The following is a 17,878-nucleotide window of genomic DNA, read 5'->3' on the forward strand; positions in this document are numbered from 1 at the left end:
GAACAGCAAGGCGCGCTCAATGGCGTGATCGAGTTGGTGCCGGTCGCCAACCCGATGGGCCTCGGCCAGTTGTTGCAGGGCAGCCACCAGGGGCGTTTCGAAGTCGGCAGCGGCAAGAATTTCAACCGCGATTTTGTCGAGCTGAGCGAGCCGGTGGCCGAGTTGCTGCAAGGCAAGTTGGGGGACGACCCGCACGCCAATGTGCGCCTGATCCGCCAGGCCATGAGCGATGCGCTCAACGCCTTGCCCGAGCCGAGCAGCCAGTTGCAAGGCATGCAACGCATCCTGCTGAGCCACGCCTGCACCGCCGATGTGGTGCTGGACCTGCATTGCGACGCTGAAGCCGCGCTGCATATGTACGCGCTGCCCCAGCACTGGCCGCAGTGGCGTTCGTTGTCGGCGCATTTGAATGTGAAGGTCGGCCTGCTGGCGGAAGACTCCGGCGGCAGTTCGTTTGATGAAGCCTGTTCGCTGCCGTGGCTGCGTTTGTCACGCGCGTTCCCGGATGCGCAGATTCCGCTGGCGTGCCTGGCGACCACCCTGGAGCTGGGTGGCCAGGCCGATACCGGCCGTGATGAAGCGATCTTCCACGCTGAAGGCATCCTGGCCTTTCTCGCCGAGCAGGGCCTGATCAAAGGCCAATGGCCGGCTCCACAGTTCGAGCCGTGCGAAGGCGTGCCGTTCGAAGGCACCGAGTTGTTGTTCGCGCCCCACGCCGGGGTGATCAGTTACCTGCGTAAAGCGGGCGACTGGGTAGAAACCGGCGACGAGATTTTTGAAGTGATTGACCCCCTGACCGATCGCGTAAGCACTATCTGCGCGGGCACCTCGGGGGTGTTGTTTGCCGTTGAACGGCTACGTTATGCCCAAGCGGGTTTCTGGCTGGCCAAGGTGGCGGGGCGCGAAGCGCTGCGCTGCGGGCGCTTGCTCAACGACTGACCACCTGTTTTTGTGAGAACCGACCGCATGTACAAGCTTGAAGTCCAAGACCTGCATAAACGCTATGGCAGTCATGAAGTGCTCAAAGGCGTGTCCCTGGCCGCCGCAGCCGGCGATGTGATCAGCATCATCGGCTCCAGTGGTTCGGGCAAAAGTACCTTTTTGCGCTGCATCAACCTGCTCGAGCAACCCCATGCCGGCAAGATTCTGCTCAATAACGAAGAGCTGAAACTGGTCACCAACAAAGACGGCGCCATGAAGGCCGCCGACCCCAAGCAGTTGCAGCGCATGCGTTCGCGCCTGTCCATGGTGTTCCAGCATTTCAACCTGTGGTCGCACATGACCGCGCTTGAAAACGTGATGGAAGCTCCGGTGCACGTGCTGGGCGTGTCGAAGAAAGAAGCGCGTGAAAAGGCCGAGCACTACCTGGCTAAAGTCGGTGTGGGTCATCGTAAGGATGCGTTCCCCGGCCATATGTCCGGCGGTGAGCAGCAACGCGTGGCGATTGCCCGCGCCCTGGCGATGGAGCCGGAGGTGATGCTGTTCGACGAACCGACCTCGGCGCTCGACCCAGAGCTGGTAGGCGAAGTCCTCAAGGTGATGCAGGACCTGGCCCAGGAAGGCCGCACCATGGTGGTGGTGACCCACGAAATGGGCTTTGCCCGTGAAGTCTCGAACCAGTTGGTGTTTTTGCACAAAGGCGTGGTTGAAGAACGCGGTAACCCGCGGGAAGTGCTGGTGAACCCGCAGTCGGAACGTTTGCAGCAGTTCCTCTCTGGCAGTTTGAAATAATCAAGACTGCTTTTGTGCACCGCGATAGTGCATGCTCCGCAGTCTTGAGGTGAGCCCCGATCTCCTGTGGGAGCTGGCTTGCCTGCGATAGCGATGCATCAGTCAATGATGTGTTAACTGACCTACCGCTATCGCAGGCAAGCCAGCTCCCACTTTTGATCTCAGTTTGTTTTGGGATTTGTAGTTGATTACGGGCTAGCATTGGCCCATGCCTTCATCACTGTTTTCGCTCCGGATAGCACTCCATGACCGCCCACAAAATTGGTTTCCTGATTTGGCCCAGCACAAAAGCCCTTACGCTTGCGCTGGCTGAGGAGGCCTTGCGCGTTGCCCAGCGGGTGCATCCGGATGTGATCTACGAGCTGTCGTTTTTGCTCGCAGAGCCCGCCATCGAAGGTGCCTGGCAACTGCCGGGTGAGCCGTGGGCCGGTAAGCTGGAGGGCTTTCAGAAGCTGTTCCTGTTGGCCGACGAACCGCCGACGGTCATTGCTTCGCCGCTGAGCTCCGCGCTCAAGCAGCTTGTTCGGGCGGGGTGTGTAATCGGCGGCTTGTCGGCGGGTGTGTACCCGCTGGCCCAGTTGGGCCTGCTCGATGGCTACCGCGCCGCCGTGCACTGGCGCTGGCAGGACGATTTCGCCGAGCGTTTCCCCAAGGTCATTGCCACCAGCCATCTATTTGACTGGGACCGCGATCGCCTCACCGCCTGCGGCGGCATGTCGGTACTCGACCTGCTGTTGGCGGTATTGGCCCGTGATCACGGCGCCGAGCTGGCCGGTGCGGTGTCCGAAGAGCTGGTGGTGGAGCGCATCCGTGAAGGCGGCGAGCGCCAGCGCATCCCGTTGCAAAACCGCCTGGGTTCCAGCCACCCGAAGCTGACCCAGGCGGTTTTGCTGATGGAGGCCAATATCGAAGAGCCGCTGACCACTGACGAAATCGCCCAACATGTGTGCGTATCGCGACGACAGCTTGAACGGATTTTCAAGCAATACCTCAACCGCGTTCCTAGCCAGTACTACCTGGAGCTGCGCCTGAACAAGGCGCGCCAGATGCTGATGCAAACCAGCAAGTCGATCATCCAGATCGGCTTGTCGTGCGGCTTCTCCTCGGGGCCGCACTTCTCCAGCGCCTACCGCAATTTCTTCGGCGCCACCCCTCGCGAAGACCGTAACCAGCGGCGCAGCAGCAGCCCGTTCGAGTTGTCGTCGGTGCCCTCCGAGCGCGGTTGAGCTGCGCTCAGGGTTCGTTGTCTGTTTCGGATGAAGTCGGGGAGCTTGAGCCGGAGTCGTCTGGCGCGGGCTGTCGAGCTTGGGCTACATCGAAATCCACTGCCATGCGGTTGTAATAGCGACGCAGGAGGGCAAGCGCCGCAGGTGAGAATGCGTTGTCGCTCAGGTCAAAACCAGCCGCTGAGTCCGGGTCCACTTCAAGCAGATCCGTAGGCAGTTCGGTGATGCGGTTATCGCTCAGATTCAGTTGGGTGAGTGACGTCAGATTGAACACCCCGTGCGGCACTTCGGTAAGCCCTGCGTTCTCCATCATCAGGGTCTCCAGGCTGGACATTTTGCTGACGTCGGGCGTCAGCGCCAGCGGGTTATCGCTCAGGTCCAGGTATTCCAGGGTGTGCAGGTCGCTCAAGGCGGCGACACTGTCGGCGGTCAGGCGCAGATTGCATTGGGTCAGGCTGAGTGTGGTCAACTTGGGCAGCTTGAAGACGCCGGCGGGAATTTCTTGCAGGGCATAGCGGTGGATCAGCAGGCTTTCCAGATTGGGGAAGCGTTCAAGAAAACCGTCGGGTATCGAGGTGGTTTCCTGGGCCCTTAGGTCCAGCTTGGAAATATGCTTGAAATCCACATTCAGTTTGGGCAGGTCGCCCAACAGCGGCGACGCCAACGCCATTTGATGAGATTGTGTCAGCGGGTCATGGCTCAAATCCAGGCTGGTTTCACGTCGCCAGCCTTGCTCCAGCAGGCCGCTGACTTCCCCTCGGATAAGTTGCTGCTGTGCGCGAGCCTGTTCGTCCATGGGCAGGTCCGTGAAGGGGTAGCGTTCAGGCACATCCACGACCCATTCCTGCAGGTCGGCTTGCAAGCGTTCGTAGTCGGCCTTGAGGCGCACGAGAATTGCCATCGAATCATCCAGCCCGCCCGGCAGCCTGAAGATAAATTGATTGGCCTCGGGAGCGTTGTAGGTCGGGTAAAGCGCCTGGACCAGGCGAACCTCCTCTGGATTGGCTTGGACGCCAAAATGTTCCCCGGTGCTCTGACAGTAGGTTTTTATCCGTTCCAGGGTTGCGCGCGTCAACGGGTTGCCGGAAAGATCGTAGGCCTTGGCAGCGCTGGCGGGCAACGAATACAGGGCTTCTGGCAGCCTGCGCAGGTTATTGTGGCTGAGATTGGCGTTGGCCAGCCGAGGCCGATTGAGCAGGCCTGTGGGAAAGACGGAAATACTGCAGTGGCTCAGGTTGAGTGTCCGCAGGTTGGCCATGTTTTCGAAATTGGGCGCCAGCACCAGCGGGTTGTTGGACAGGTCAAGGGTATGCAGTTCGGTCAGGTTGGCCAGGGCTGCACGGGTTGGGGTGGTCAGGTTGAGTGCGCAGCCGCGCAGTGCCAGCGCGTTAAGGTGGGTCAATGCACTGATTTCCCCGGGCAGTGTGCTGAGGGTAATGTCGCTGATGGCCAGTCGGCGCAATCCGGGGAAGTGTGCCAGGAAGCCCGGCGTGCCGCGGGTGGTCAAGTAGCCCTGGAATTCCAGGGTGGTGATGTGCCCAAGGCGGGTATCGAGTGCTGGCAGTTCGCCGTAAATGGGCTGATTGAGTTGCAGCAGGTGACCGTTGTCATAAGCGGGGTCCACGGGGGTGTTGTGGCGCCAGGCGCCGATCAGTTTTTGTGACCAGAGAAAGCGATTTTGCTGTTCTGCAGCAATCTGCGAGCGGTTCAGTGGCAGGTCTGTACCCACAGAGGTCTGCGGCACGTTCTGCTGCCATGTCCGCAGGTTGGTTTCCAGTTGTGAGAACTCATTCTTCAGAAATCGAAGGGTACCCAAAGGCGTGCCGGGATCGTTATGCATGGCGGCGAGTACGGCCGTCAACTCGCCGGTGCTCAGTTGCGGGTACAGCTCATGCAACCGAGTCTCCAGCGAGGCATCATCGCTGCTGCCAGCGGTGACCGGGTTGGCGTCGTAGCCTTCCATGCCGCCGGGCAGGCGCATGAATGTCGGGTCATAGGGCGGTTTGAGCAGCGGAACTTCGGCCAGCAGAACGCCAAGTTCGTCACGTGCCAATGTGTGTTGGCGCAAGGTTTCTCTCAGGTGTGGGCCTTGGCCTATCTGCATAGCCAGTGCGTCGCGCTGTGCATCGGGGAGTGCCTGGAGCACGGCGGTGTAGAAATCGGTTTCGCCAAGCAGGGAGCCCGTGCTGTCTTCGGGAATGTAAGCGCCTTCGATGGTGCGTAGCAGCAGGCGTTGGATGGGCGCCTGGGCGGGGCCGATGGCGTCGCGCAGGTGGCCGTCGCGCTTGAAGTCGCGAACTTCCAGGCGCACCTGTGGCGACCAGCCCGGCAGTTTTTCCAGGGAGTGCAGGGCGAGTCGATGGGTGTCGCCGCTCTCCAGCGCGGCCATGTACAGGCCTTCATAGGCCCGGCTGATTCTGACCTGATGGGCCGCCCAGCGTGCGCGTTCGACCAGGTGCGAAGGCAGCGTGCCCTGGTTGATGTCGAGCAGGTCCTGGCCGTTGGCACTGAGCAGGACTTCTTCGGCCGCGCTGACGGGCAGGCCCGGTGTGCTGTCGATGACCTTTTGCACGCGTGCATCGGTGGTCAGTTCCAGGCCTCGATAGCGCGCGTCGAACATCGAAGCGCGTTTATCCTCGGCCCTGCGTGCCAGCTGTTTGCGCAGCTTGGCGGCACGCACATGCAGTTGGGTGATCGGGGTGCCGAAGTCTTCCTCCAGCAAAGTCTTGCGCTCTGACTCGTCGAGGGTTTCCAGCAGGGTCTTGAGCAGGTCGCCGTTGTTCATCTGTGCTTCATGAATTTGTGCCACCGCCGCATTTTCCCAGCCTGGGTGTTCCCATACGGTTTCGCCTTTGGCATTCAGAAAGCGCAGGGTCTTGGATTCTGGCCACAGGCCGGTCTGGCTGAGCAGCCAGAGTTGGGTCTGCGTGTCGGCCTTTGAATAAACCTGCGGGTCGTCGCTGTTCATCTGGTCGATGAAGTCTTGAAGTTGCTGGTCGATATGGATGCGCTTGAGGCTGTCGGCCAGCAAGGGCGGTGGCGGTTGGCGGTCCATGTAGAGTTTGCGCAAGGCGCCATCGTCTGTGCTGCTGATGCGTTGCGCCTGTTCCAGGCCGGTTTCGCTGAGTGCGTTGGCGGGCTCGCCGAGTCTGCGCAACAAGGTGCTGCGATGCCATGTCAGCGGGTGATCCAGTGGGGTTATCCAGGCGCCTTTGCCATTGCCGATAACGGGCGGTTGGTAGGCATGCACGTGGCTTGGGTGCGCCAGCACGGCGTTGCCCGCTTGTTGCTTGACGGCAAAGTGTTGCCCTTCAAGGGGTAGGATCTGTTTGTCCCCATAGGCATGCAATCCATCGGCTTTGGGGCGTGAGGCGGCGGGCAACTGAAGGTCGTGGGCGTAGGGGCTCAGGTCCGGGTTCCACAGGCGCGTTTTGCCGTCGTCCGAGGTGACCGGATGCAGGCGCTCGAAAAACGCCCAGACTTCCCGAGGCAGTGCCTGGCGTAGCAGCCCTTCGGCAATCGGTGCGCCGACCGCGAACATACCCAATTGAACCATTTGCTCCAGGATCGACATCAGGTGCCCGAACGCTTGGCGCTTGAGGCCCTCGGCCCAATCAATGATGCCTTCGAACACGTCGTCGAGCAGTTGATAGGCGGTGTAGCCGAGCATCAGCAGGCCGAGGGGGGGAATGAACGGCGTGGCGATGAAAGCGGCGATTTCGAGCAGGGTTTTGCCGATTTTTGCCACGATGTCCCAACGTTGCCAGCGTGCCTTACTGTCGGCGTCGGCGGTGGACACGGCAATGTTGTGCGCGTCATTGAGCAGCCTGTTGAGTTTGCTTTCATAGAGGCGTTCGTACAGCTCGCCCGTGATTTTCGTCGCGTGCAACTGCAGCTTGGGATTGGCCACAGGTTCGGCGCGCCAGGTCGGCCTGGGGTCGCCGGGGAGGGGGTGATGCCAGGTAATCTGGGACAAGCGGTTATGCAGGTTGGCAAAGAAATTGGCGCGGTGCTCGTGGCTTATAAAGCGGCTAAAGAATGCCTGGTAATCGGCATCGCGCAATTTGCCGGTCAGGTCTTGAATGAATGCGATGCCATCGCGGTAATACTTGAGCGGTGCCTGTGGGTCGCCGGGAATGTACGCCACCACGGGCACTGCGCTGTGGTGCAGTTCCAGGTCTGCGGCGAACAGCACAATGCCGGCCAGTGGTGCGCCCATCAGGCTCAGCTCGTGGCTGAGCAGCGTCTTGCCGTCGAGCGTCAGGCCGCTGATGCCTTTGAGTTGGGCCTGGAGCGTGCGTAACACCCGCTCGCTGCCGTCCTTTTTCAGGCGCGCCAGGTGTACGGCAGTTTGGGCCTCGGCTTTGAGACTCTCGATGACAGTGCTGCGCAGCGAAGCCTTGCGTTTGGCATCTTTGAAGCCGAAAAATGTCTTGAGGTAGTTCTGGTATTGCGCACCGATGTCCAGTTCACGGCACAGCCTGACGAAGGTCTGGATGCTGACTTTGCTGTTCACTGAGGGCAGGGTGTCGAATTGCCCGGTGGCGGTGGGTTGGGTAATGAAGCTGGAGTCTGCGGTGAAGGCAGCTTTCTCGCTCTCTGCTGCGTCGAAGTTATGCAGTGCGGCGTCCACCAACGACACGGTCCAGACTTTGACGCCGCCAGTTTCTATGGGAAACAGCGGGATCGTCAGGGGCGCATACAGGCGCAGATGGGTGGTGCTGACATCGATGTCCACGCCCCAGCGGGTCTTGAGCGCCTGTTGCAAAAGCGGTGCGGCGAAGGCTTGCGGTGTCTTGAGGTCGGCCAGTGCCGTGTCCACTTTGCTTTGCGCGGTCCAACTCTGCTCCACCGCCTGCTTGAGGGGCGCGTGTTGCTGGCGGCTGGCATCGGCCTGCCAGTTGGCAATGTCCAGTGGTGCATTCTTCAAGGCTTGGCGCTTGTCATCCGAGGCGCTTGCCAGCCAGGCCGGCAGGCGTGTGTGAAACCCAGCAGGTACTTGGGTGGCGGCGACTGCGAGGCGTTGGCTGATTGTCGTGGGGTAGGGCGTGGGCACGGGGCTGATCCTTCAGTGGGGGCGAGTCACTGTCATCACAGCAAGCCTGATGGGTTCGCGGGCAGCAGATAGTTAAGGCATTAGGCGAAAATCAGCGGGCCGTGCCTCTGCCTCTCACTGAGCGCAGCGTTTACACTGCGCCATTGCGACGCAATATGTCGCATTGCCGTAAACCCGCCTAAAACCGGGGTTGGCGCTATAAGAAGTTGTCGCTTGGCGACAAGGTGGCGCTGAAAACTGTCCTTACAATCCCTGCATCGCTTGCCAGTTCCAGGCAGGCGTTCCTCTTCAGGAGACTCCGATGTCCGTTGAGCAAGCCCCGGTGCAACGTGCCGATTTCGACCAAGTGATGGTGCCCAACTACGCACCTGCTGCCTTTATCCCCGTGCGTGGCGCAGGTTCGCGCGTATGGGACCAGGCCGGTCGCGAGCTGATCGACTTTGCCGGCGGCATCGCGGTCAACGTATTGGGCCACGCGCACCCGGCGCTGGTGGGGGCACTGACCGAACAGGCCAACACGCTGTGGCATGTCTCCAACGTGTTCACCAACGAGCCGGCCTTGCGCCTGGCCCACAAACTGATCGACGCCACCTTTGCCGAGCGCGTGTTCTTCTGCAACTCTGGCGCCGAAGCCAACGAGGCCGCCTTCAAGCTGGCCCGTCGCGTGGCGTTCGACCGTTTTGGCAGCGAGAAGTACGAGATCATCGCCGCGCTGAACAGCTTCCACGGTCGTACCCTGTTCACCGTCAACGTCGGTGGCCAGTCGAAGTACTCCGATGGTTTCGGGCCTAAAATCACCGGCATCACCCACGTTCCTTATAACGACCTGGCTGCGCTGAAGGCGGCGGTGACCGATAAGACCTGCGCCGTGGTTCTGGAACCGATCCAGGGCGAAGGCGGTGTATTGCCGGCCGAACTGGCTTACCTGCAAGGCGCTCGCGAGCTGTGCGACGCCCACGACGCACTGTTGGTATTCGACGAAGTGCAAACCGGCATGGGCCGCACCGGCCACCTGTTTGCCTACCAGCATTACGGCGTGACGCCAGACATCCTCACCAGCGCCAAGAGCCTGGGCGGCGGCTTCCCGATTGCGGCGATGCTCACCCGTGAAGACTTGGCCAAGCACTTGGTGGTCGGCACCCACGGCACCACCTACGGCGGCAACCCGCTGGCGTGTGCGGTAGCTGAAGCGGTGATCGACGTGATCAACACCCCAGAAGTGCTGGCGGGGGTGAATGCCAAGCACGACCTGTTCAAGGCGCGCCTGGAGCAGATCGGCAAGCAGTACGGCATCTTCACCCAAGTGCGTGGCATGGGCTTGTTGATCGGTTGCGTGCTGAGCGACGCCTTCAAAGGCAAGGCCAAGGACGTGTTCAACGCGGCCGAGAAAGAGAACTTGATGATCCTGCAAGCCGGCCCCGACGTGGTGCGTTTTGCACCGAGCCTGGTGGTGGAAGAGGCGGACATCAACGAAGGCCTGGATCGTTTTGAGCGTGCTGTGAAGACGTTGACGCAAGCCTGATAGCGACACATTTTATTGGCCGGACCTGAACAAATGTGGGAGCTGCTGACACATTGAGACCGATGTGTATCCAGGGCCCGTGTCCGGCATTTTTTCCTCTGTGAGTTTTCGAGTTAAGGAGTGACACCATGCTGGTGATGCGCCCTGCGCAAATGGCTGATCTGGGCGAGGTACAGCGTCTGGCTGCGGACAGCCCGATTGGTGTCACCTCCTTGCCGGATGATGTGGAACGCCTGAGCGACAAGATCGCGGCCAGCGAAGCGTCCTTCGCCGCCGAGGTGAGTTTCAACGGAGAAGAGAGCTATTTCTTCGTGCTGGAAGACACCGAGACCGGCAAGCTGGCCGGCTGCTCGGCTATCGTGGCCTCGGCCGGTTACTCCGAGCCGTTCTACAGCTTTCGTAACGAAACCTTCGTGCACGCCTCCCGCGAGCTGAAGATCCACAACAAGATCCACGTGCTTTCCCAGTGCCACGACCTTACCGGCAACAGCCTGCTCACCAGCTTCTATGTGGTGCCGGAACTGGTCGGTTCGCCGTGGTCGGAACTCAATTCCCGTGGCCGCCTGCTTTTTGTTGCCAGCCATCCCGAGCGCTTTGCCGACTCGGTGGTGACCGAGATTGTCGGCTACAGCGACGAGAACGGTGACTCGCCGTTCTGGGATGCCATCGGCCGCAACTTCTTCGACCTCAACTACGCCGCCGCCGAGCGCCTGTGCGGGCTGAAAAGCCGTACCTTCCTCGCCGAGCTGATGCCGCACTATCCGATCTACGTGCCGCTGCTGCCGGACGAAGCGCAAGAGGCCATGGGCCAGGTGCACCCGCGTGCGCAAATCACCTTCGACATCCTCATGCGTGAAGGCTTCGAAACTGACCATTACATCGACATCTTTGACGGTGGCCCGACGCTGCACGCCCGGGTCTCGGGCATTCGCTCGATCGCCCAGAGCCGCGTAGTGCCGGTGAAGATCGGTGAGATGGTCAAGGGCGTTGGCCGCCAGTACCTGGTGAGCAACGCGCAGTTGCAGGATTACCGTGCGGTGATGCTGGAGCTGGACTACGCGCCCGGCAAACCGGTGACCCTGGACCTGGCGGCCGCCGAAGCGCTGGGTGTTGGCGAAGGCGCCAGCGTGCGCCTGGTTGCGGTTTAAAAAGAGAGTTTCGCGGGTGGCTGACAACAGCGGCCCGTTCGAGGAGATAGCATGATCGTTCGTCCCGTACGCAGCAGCGATTTACCGGCCCTGATTGATCTGGCGCGCAGCACTGGCACCGGCCTTACCACCTTGCCGGCCAACGAAGAGCGCCTGACCCACCGGGTGGGCTGGGCAGAAAAAACCTTTCGCGGCGAAGCCGGGCGCGGCGATGCCGACTACCTGTTCGTGCTGGAAAACGACGAAGGCCGCGTGGTGGGAATTTCTGCCATCGCTGGCGCCGTTGGCCTGCGCGAGCCGTGGTACAACTTCCGGGTGGGGCTGACCGTCAGCGCGTCCCAGGAACTGAATATCTACCGTGAGATTCCGACGCTGTTCCTGGCTAACGACCTCACCGGTAATTCCGAATTGTGCTCGTTGTTCCTCCACGCCGATTACCGCAACGGCCTTAACGGTCGCATGCTGGCCAAGGCGCGCATGTTGTTTATCGCCGAGTTCCCGCAACTGTTCGGCAACAAGATCATTGCCGAAATGCGCGGGGTGTCCAACGACGCCGGGCGTTCGCCGTTTTGGGAAAGCCTGGGCCGGCACTTCTTCAAGATGGAGTTCAGCCAGGCCGACTACCTCACCGGCGTGGGCAACAAGGCATTTATCGCTGAGCTGATGCCCAAGTTTCCGCTGTACAGCTGCTTTCTCTCCGAAGACGCGCGCAATGTGATCGGCAAGGTCCACCCGGACACCGAGCCGGCCCTGAGCATGCTCAAGAGCGAAGGCTTCAGCTACCAGGGCTATGTGGATATTTTCGACGCAGGCCCGGCGGTGGAATGTGAAACCAGCAAGATCCGTGCGGTGCGCGACAGCCAGTCACTGGTGTTGGCCATCGGCACGCCGGGGGACGATGCCACGCCGTTCCTGATCCATAACCGCAAGCGCGAGGAATGCCGTATCACCGCCGCTCCGGCCCGGCTGGCGGCAGGCACCCTGGTGGTCGATCCACAGACTGCCAAGCGCCTGCAACTGGTGGTGGGTGATCAAGTGCGTGCTGTTGCGTTGTCTGCTGCTCGGGAGTCGAAATAATGAATTCGCTGTATATCGCAGGTAGCTGGCTGGCTGGCCAGGGTGAACTGTTTGAATCGCGCAACCCGGTGACCCAGCAAGTGCTGTGGGCCGGCAATGGCGCCAGCGCCGAACAGGTCGAATCCGCCGTGCAGGCTGCGCGCCAGGCATTCCCGGGGTGGGCCAAGCGCCCGCTCGAAGAACGCATCAGCGTGCTGGAGACCTTCGCCGCCACGCTTAAAAGCCGTGCCGATGAAATCGCCCGCTGCATTGGCGAAGAAACCGGCAAGCCCCTGTGGGAGTCGGCCACTGAAGTTACCAGCATGGCCAACAAGATCGCGATCTCGGTACAAAGCTACCGCGAGCGTACCGGCGAGAAGAGCGGCCCCCTGGGCGACGCCACCGCTGTGTTGCGCCACAAACCCCACGGTGTGGTGGCGGTGTTCGGCCCTTACAATTTCCCTGGGCACTTGCCCAATGGGCACATCGTCCCGGCGTTGCTGGCGGGTAACACCGTGCTGTTCAAGCCGAGCGAACTGACCCCCAAGGTCGCCGAGCTGACCGTACAGTGCTGGGTCGAAGCCGGGTTGCCGGCGGGCGTGCTGAACCTGCTGCAAGGCGCGCGGGAAACCGGCATCGCCCTGGCGGCCAACCCAGGCATCGACGGCCTGTTCTTCACTGGTTCCAGCCGCACCGGCAACCACTTGCACCAGCAATTCTCAGGGCGCCCGGACAAGATCCTGGCCCTGGAAATGGGCGGTAATAACCCGCTGGTCGTGGACGAAGTCGCCGACGTGGATGCGGCGGTGTACACCATCATCCAGTCGGCGTTTATCTCGGCAGGCCAGCGTTGCACCTGTGCCCGCCGCTTGCTGGTGCCTGAAGGCGCCTGGGGCGATGCCTTGCTGGCGCGCCTGGTGGCGGTGAGTGCGAGCATTGAAGTGGGTGCTTTCGACCAGCAACCGGCGCCGTTCATGGGCTCGGTGATCTCCCTTGCTGCGGCCAAATCCCTGATGCAAGCCCAGGAACTGATGTTGGCCAATGGCGCCGTGGCGCTGCTGGAGATGACCCAGCCTCAGGCTCAGGCGGCATTGCTGACCCCTGGCATCATCGACGTAACCGCTGTGACGGAACGTGAAGACGAAGAGCTGTTTGGCCCGTTGCTGCAGGTGATCCGCTACGCGGATTTTGCCGGCGCCATCGCTGAGGCCAACAACACCCAGTACGGCCTGGCCGCTGGCCTGTTGTCGGATTCCGAAGCGCGTTACCAGCAGTTCTGGCTGGAAAGCCGCGCCGGTATCGTCAACTGGAACAAACAGCTGACCGGCGCCGCCAGTACCGCGCCGTTCGGTGGTGTCGGGGCGTCGGGTAATCATCGCGCCAGTGCCTATTACGCGGCGGATTATTGCGCCTACCCGGTGGCGTCGCTGGAGACGCCGAGCTTGGTCGTGCCAGCCACGCTGACCCCCGGCATAACGCTGAAGTAAGGGTGACACCGATCTAATGTGGGAGCTGGCTTGTCGGATCGCCGCATCGCTGCGATGGCATCACCTCGGTTTGGCTGAAAGACCGAGTCGACTGCATCGCAGGCAAGCCAGCTCCCACACTGGGTCGGGTTAACAGATATAGACCTGCAGTTGATGCCTATAAAAACAGATGTTCGTGGAGCCTCGCCGATGAAATCCTGTGAAGTCAATTTTGACGGTCTAGTGGGGCCGACCCATAACTACGGCGGTTTGTCCTTCGGCAACGTCGCGTCCCAAAGCAACAGCCAGCAGTCTTCCAACCCGAAGGAAGCGGCGTTGCAGGGCCTGCAGAAAATGAAAGCCCTGATGGACATGGGTTTTGTGCAAGGTGTATTGGCGCCCCAGGAACGCCCGGATGTGGCCGCCTTGCGCAGCTTGGGTTTCTGCGGCACCGACGCCCAGGTGATCGAGCAGGCGGCCAAGCAGGCCATGCCGTTGCTGGTAGCGAGCTGCTCGGCTTCCAGCATGTGGGTAGCCAACGCCGCCACCGTCAGCCCAAGCGCCGACACCGCAGACGGCCGCGTGCATTTCACTGCCGCCAACCTCAATTGCAAATACCACCGCAGCATCGAACACCCCACCACCAGCCGCGTGCTGGGGGCGATGTTCGCCGATGGCAAGCACTTCGCCCACCACGCCGCCTTGCCGGCCGTGGCGCAGTTTGGCGATGAAGGCGCGGCCAACCACACGCGTTTCTGCCGTGAATACGGCGAGGCGGGCGTCGAGTTTTTCGTGTTCGGCCGTAGTGCTTTCGACCCTCGTTACCCGGCCCCGCAGAAGTACCCGGCGCGCCAGACCCTCGAAGCCTCCCAGGCCGTTGCGCGCCTGCATGGCTTGAAGGATGACGGTGTGGTCTACGCCCAGCAGAACCCGGCGGTGATCGATGCGGGTGTGTTCCACAACGATGTGATCGCGGTGGGCAACGGTGAAGTGCTGTTCTATCACGAGGATGCGTTCCTCAACACCGAACAGATGCTCGCCGAACTGCACGGCAAGCTGGGCAAGTTGGGCGGCAACTTCCAATCGGTGTGTGTGCCCCGCGCGTTGGTCAGTGTCGAGGACGCGGTGCGTTCCTACCTGTTCAACAGCCAGTTACTGACTCGTCCTGACGGTTCGATGCTGCTGATCGTGCCGGAAGAGTGCCGCGCCAATGAGCGTGTGTGGCAGTACCTGCAAGGTTTGACCGCTGCCGGCGGGTTGATCCGCGAAGTCAAGGTCTTCGACCTCAAGCAAAGCATGCAGAACGGCGGCGGGCCGGCGTGCCTGCGCCTGCGTGTGGCGTTGAACGAAACCGAGCTGGCGGCCGTGAACCCAGGGGTTATCATGACCGCGCCGTTGTACGAAACCCTGACCCAGTGGGTGGGCAAGCACTACCGCGACAGCCTGCGCGAAACCGACCTGGCTGACCCGCAGTTACTGCTTGAGTGCCGGACGGCACTGGATGAACTGACGCAAATCCTTAAACTGGGCTCGGTTTATCCTTTCCAGATCAATTAATGCCACACGGCTGAGATATTTTATTTATGACCGACACCCTGAAACTCATCCTTGAAGACACCGACGGCACCCAGCTGGAAACCTCCTGCACCCGCGTCGCCGTGGTCTGGCAGGGCAAGGAGATCTGGATCCAGCACGATGGCCGCGGCCAACTGCTGATTGGCGTGGACGTAGAAGAAGGCGACGCCGAGTACGCCAACCTGCTGATGCGCCCATTGGCCACCAACCTGATGAGCCTGCAACTGGAAATGGAACCGGCCGACGTTGAAGGTGACGACGACGATCACGTCCACGGCCCAGGCTGCAACCACTAAGGAAGCTGCTTATGCTCGCCCTCGGCAAACTGCTTGAACTGACCCTCGCCGGTCGTGAACCGGCGCAAAAAATTCAACTGACTGTCGACGGCGTGCAGATGCGCTGGCTCAGCGAAGGCGCGCTTGAAGTGCGTCCTCCTGAAGCTTTGGACAACGGCAGCGACTTGCTGCTGTCGTCCGGCATCCATGGCAACGAAACCGCGCCGATCGAACTGCTCGACCGTCTGTTGCATGGCATCGCCCGTGGGGAAATCAAGCCCCGCACCCGTATTCTGTTCCTGTTCGGTAATACCGAGGCCATGCGCCGCGGTGAGCGTTACCTCGAACTGGACGTCAACCGGCTGTTCAACGGCCGTCATGAACAAAACATCGGCCCCGAAGCCATGCGCGCCGCCGAGCTTGAGCAATTGGCCCGCAGCTTTTTCAGCCAGCCTGGCCGCTCGCGCCTGCATTACGACCTGCATACCGCGATTCGTGGTTCGAAAATCGAGCAGTTCGCGTTGTACCCGTGGAAGCAAGACCGACAGCATTCGCGCCGTGAGCTGGAGCGCTTGAACGCGGCCGGCATGCAGGCGGTGCTGCTGCAGAACAAAACCTCGATTACCTTCACCGCGTTTACCTATGAGCAACTCGGCGCCGAGGCGTTCACCCTGGAGTTGGGCAAGGCGCGCCCGTTCGGGCAGAACGACGGTGTAAACGTGTCGCGCCTGGAAGCGCGTCTGAAGCAGATCATCGAGGGTAACGAGCCTGAGACCGGCAACCTCGACGGCCTGCAACTCTTCGCCGTTGCGCGGGAAGTGATCAAGCACAGCGACGCCTTCCTGATGCACCTGCCCGCAGATGTGGAAAACTTTTCAGAATTGGAAAAGGGCTACCTGCTGGCCGAAGACGTGGCCAAGACCCGTTGGGTGATCGAGGAGGAGGGCGCCCGCATTATCTTCCCCAACCCTAAGGTGAGGAACGGCTTGCGCGCCGGGATACTGATCGTGCCCACCACGGATGCCGGCCTGGCCTGAGAGCCAAGTCTGGCTCAGTCCAATGTGGGAGCTGGCTTGCCTGCGATGCAGACACCTAGGTATCACTGATACACCCAGGTGTCTGCATCGCAGGCAAGCCAGCTCCCACACTGAATTTAGACCGCTACCGCACGCGGCTCGCTACGACGGATCGCGCGCACCTTGTGCAGCGTATCGGCGCAGGTGCGCGCCGCTTCCTGGCCCTTGTGCACGAAGTGCTCGTAGAAGAACGTGGTGTGCTCGCTACCGGCATGGAAGTGATGCGGCGTCAGGGACACCGAGAACACCGGCACTTCAGTCTCCAACTGCACTTGCATCAGGCCGCTGACCACCGATTGCGCGACGAATTCGTGGCGGTAGATACCACCGTCCACCACCAGCGCGGCAGCGACGATGCCGGCGTAGCGGCCGGTCTTGGCCAGCAGCTTGGCGTGCAGGGGCATTTCAAAGGCGCCGCCGACTTCGAAGAAGTCGATGTCCGATTCCTGATAGCCCTGAGCGATCATTTCGGCGAGGAAGCCTTTGCGCGATTGGTCGACAATATCCTTGTGCCAGCAGGCCTGGATAAACGCGACGCGCTCGCCGTGATGGTTTTTGCTTTTGCTGTCGATTGCGGTGGGTTGCATGTTCTGACTCCTGTTTAAGAAAAAAACAGGGCGTTATGAATCGAATGGGATTTAAGGGTACGCATGCGCAAACAGGCGCGCGGCCCTTAGGTGCCAATCCCGTTCTCTCTTCATCCGGACTATGACCGTCGGCCCCGGGATCACACCGGGTCTGCTGACCTTGTCGCCGTCCTGCCTGAGCAGTTCGAGGCGCCAAGCGCTCGCGGGCTATGCACATTGCGTGCAATTACCGCCGGTGGGGAATTGCACCCCGCCCTGAGAACGTTGCCGCCAGAACCCTGGCGGCGCAGAGTTTTTAACATGGTTTTTCAAAAACTGCACGGTTGCCGTCTCGATAACTTATATCGGTTTGTTTGGTTGTTATTCGAATGAATGTAATCGGGGCTTGATATTCCGTGGCTTTGCCCGCAGTAATCACACACAAAAGGACTTATCCATTCCGTTAGAGGCCCCCTTGATGACCGTGATCGACCTGCGCAGCGACACCGTGACCCAACCCACCCCCGGCATGCTCGACGCGATGGCCAGCGCCGTCAGTGGCGATGATGTTTACGGCGAAGATCCCAGCGTTAATCGCCTGGAGGCCGAACTGGCCCAGCGCCTGGGCTTTGCCGCGGCGCTGTTCGTACCCACCGGCACCATGAGCAACCTGCTGGCGTTGATGGCTCACTGTGAGCGCGGCGAGGAATACATCGTCGGCCAGCAGGCCCACACCTACAAATACGAAGGCGGCGGCGCGGCGGTGCTGGGGTCGATCCAGCCGCAGCCCCTGGAAGTCCAAGCCGATGGCTCCCTTGATCTGAACCAGGTGCTTGAAGCCATCAAGCCCGACGACTTCCACTTCGCCCGCACACGCCTGCTGGCGCTGGAAAACACCATGCAGGGCAAAGTGCTGCCGCTGGATTACCTGGCCAAGGCCCGTGCATTTACCCACGAGCATGGCCTGGCCCTGCACCTGGATGGTGCGCGCCTCTACAACGCGGCGGTCAAGCTGGGCGTGGATGCGCGAGAAATCGCCCAGCATTTCGATTCGGTGTCGGTGTGCCTGTCCAAGGGCCTCGGCGCGCCGGTCGGCTCGGTGCTGTGTGGCTCGCCGGCGCTGATCGCCAAGGCTCGGCGCTTGCGCAAGATGGTCCGCGGCGGCATGCGCCAGGCCGGCT

Annotated in this window: 13 protein-coding genes and 1 riboswitch; of the genes, 11 read left to right on the forward strand and 2 right to left on the reverse strand. The window is 61.2% G+C overall.

Translation table 11 applies throughout. The features are described 5' to 3' along the window. From GIW04_RS16150 to argR, 3 genes are all read left to right on the forward strand, one after another. A partial coding sequence (locus GIW04_RS16150) for a succinylglutamate desuccinylase/aspartoacylase domain-containing protein (RefSeq protein ID WP_236479053.1) occupies nucleotides 1-939 on the forward strand: 939 nt, incomplete at its 5' end. A gap of 27 nt (nucleotides 940-966) precedes the next feature. After that, on the forward strand, nucleotides 967-1,731 hold the full coding sequence (locus tag GIW04_RS16155) for an ABC transporter ATP-binding protein (protein WP_120249167.1): 765 nt from the start codon (nucleotides 967-969) through the stop codon (nucleotides 1,729-1,731). A 245-nt stretch (nucleotides 1,732-1,976) separates the two neighbouring features. Further along, nucleotides 1,977-2,957 carry a transcriptional regulator ArgR gene (gene argR, locus GIW04_RS16160; protein WP_003193618.1) on the forward strand — a complete coding sequence of 327 codons (981 nt, stop codon included), beginning with the start codon at nucleotides 1,977-1,979 and terminating at the stop codon, nucleotides 2,955-2,957. Nucleotides 2,958-2,964: 7 nt separating this feature from the next. Here argR and GIW04_RS31325 read toward each other — a convergent pair whose 3' ends face one another. After that, nucleotides 2,965-8,013, reverse strand: coding sequence for a leucine-rich repeat domain-containing protein (locus GIW04_RS31325; RefSeq protein ID WP_120249168.1), 5,049 nt, complete (start codon nucleotides 8,011-8,013; stop codon nucleotides 2,965-2,967). A 301-nt stretch (nucleotides 8,014-8,314) separates the two neighbouring features. Between GIW04_RS31325 and GIW04_RS16170 the strand changes: the two genes are divergently transcribed. The 7 genes from GIW04_RS16170 to astE all read left to right on the forward strand — a co-directional run bounded on the left by GIW04_RS16170 (nucleotide 8,315) and on the right by astE (nucleotide 16,092). Beyond that, nucleotides 8,315-9,535 carry an aspartate aminotransferase family protein gene (locus GIW04_RS16170; protein ID WP_003193615.1) on the forward strand — a complete coding sequence of 407 codons (1,221 nt, stop codon included), beginning with the start codon at nucleotides 8,315-8,317 and terminating at the stop codon, nucleotides 9,533-9,535. Between the two features lie 128 nt (nucleotides 9,536-9,663). Further along, nucleotides 9,664-10,683 (forward strand): arginine/ornithine succinyltransferase subunit alpha, encoded by a 1,020-nt coding sequence (gene aruF, locus GIW04_RS16175; RefSeq protein ID WP_003175655.1) that lies wholly within the window; start codon nucleotides 9,664-9,666, stop codon nucleotides 10,681-10,683. Nucleotides 10,684-10,734: 51 nt separating this feature from the next. Next, nucleotides 10,735-11,760, forward strand: a complete 1,026-nt coding sequence (gene astA, locus GIW04_RS16180; protein ID WP_003193612.1) for an arginine N-succinyltransferase — start codon at nucleotides 10,735-10,737, stop codon at nucleotides 11,758-11,760. Further along, nucleotides 11,757-13,226, forward strand: a complete 1,470-nt coding sequence (gene astD, locus GIW04_RS16185; protein WP_167348433.1) for a succinylglutamate-semialdehyde dehydrogenase — start codon at nucleotides 11,757-11,759, stop codon at nucleotides 13,224-13,226. The genes astA and astD overlap by 4 nt, the downstream gene beginning before the upstream one ends. Nucleotides 13,227-13,415: 189 nt before the next feature. After that, nucleotides 13,416-14,762: an N-succinylarginine dihydrolase gene (gene astB, locus GIW04_RS16190; protein WP_094775310.1), complete on the forward strand. Its 1,347-nt coding sequence runs from the start codon at nucleotides 13,416-13,418 to the stop codon at nucleotides 14,760-14,762. 26 nt (nucleotides 14,763-14,788) lie between these two features. Beyond that, nucleotides 14,789-15,076, forward strand: coding sequence for a hypothetical protein (locus GIW04_RS16195; RefSeq protein WP_003175651.1), 288 nt, complete (start codon nucleotides 14,789-14,791; stop codon nucleotides 15,074-15,076). Nucleotides 15,077-15,087: 11 nt separating this feature from the next. Then, a complete protein-coding gene (gene astE / locus GIW04_RS16200; protein ID WP_003193606.1) occupies nucleotides 15,088-16,092 on the forward strand; it encodes a succinylglutamate desuccinylase in 1,005 nt (334 codons plus the stop codon). A gap of 116 nt (nucleotides 16,093-16,208) precedes the next feature. On the opposite strand, the gene GIW04_RS16205 is transcribed toward astE, so the two are convergent. Beyond that, nucleotides 16,209-16,718: a 6,7-dimethyl-8-ribityllumazine synthase gene (locus GIW04_RS16205; RefSeq protein ID WP_003193604.1), complete on the reverse strand. Its 510-nt coding sequence runs from the start codon at nucleotides 16,716-16,718 to the stop codon at nucleotides 16,209-16,211. A 97-nt stretch (nucleotides 16,719-16,815) separates the two neighbouring features. Continuing rightward, nucleotides 16,816-16,985, reverse strand: a riboswitch (FMN riboswitch). Nucleotides 16,986-17,175: 190 nt separating this feature from the next. Between GIW04_RS16205 and ltaE the strand changes: the two genes are divergently transcribed. After that, nucleotides 17,176-17,878 (forward strand): low-specificity L-threonine aldolase (ltaE, locus tag GIW04_RS16210; protein WP_236479055.1); only part of this gene is annotated, 703 nt, incomplete at its 3' end.

The organism is Pseudomonas sp. PA-4-8C (assembly GCF_021606625.1).
Classification (GTDB): Bacteria; Pseudomonadota; Gammaproteobacteria; order Pseudomonadales; family Pseudomonadaceae; genus Aquipseudomonas; species Aquipseudomonas lactis.